The organism is Virgibacillus salarius, assembly GCF_039521925.1.
GTDB lineage: Bacteria > Bacillota > Bacilli > Bacillales > Amphibacillaceae > Virgibacillus > Virgibacillus salarius.
Genome location: NZ_BAAACY010000034.1, coordinates 1 through 501, shown reverse-complemented (window position 1 = coordinate 501; position 501 = coordinate 1). Strand labels below are relative to the sequence as shown.

The 501-nt window shown below is 34.3% G+C and carries 1 pseudogene; it reads right to left on the bottom strand.

Features of this window, described 5'->3' with window-relative positions:
* A pseudogene (locus ABDZ84_RS05450) lies at positions 1 to 501 on the bottom strand (IS5/IS1182 family transposase); the annotation flags it as partial.

The following is a 501-nucleotide window of genomic DNA, read 5'->3' as shown; positions in this document are numbered from 1 at the left end:
GACACGAAAGGTTCGTTTAAATCCGGCTTTATCTGTTCGATTCGATAGATATTGAAAAGGTACCTTCTTTTCATATAGTCATCTTTCATTCTCATAAAAGTGGCATCATGATCCGTCTTAGAATAACTATTGCGGTTGCCAAAGATCTCCATATCATTTTGATATTTCTGTTTACGAATTACATAGTCTTGGAATTGTTTACGGTATTGCTTGGGTTCTTTTCGCATAGAACGGAGTTGTTTGCGATCTTTTGCTTTTTCACTTTCCTCGATTTCTTGATCGTATTTCTTCACTTTTTCATCTAGGTTTTTTACTACTTCATTGAGTTCTTCCGTTGAAATTTCATCAGAACTTTCCCTTTCTATTTCAGGAATAATTTCTTTTTCCAGTAATTCCTCATACATTTGATTCGACTTCTCTATTAAATCGGTGCTGTATTTTTCAATGGATTTTTTCCATACAAAAGTGAACTTATTGGCATTCGCTTCTAATTTCGTGCCG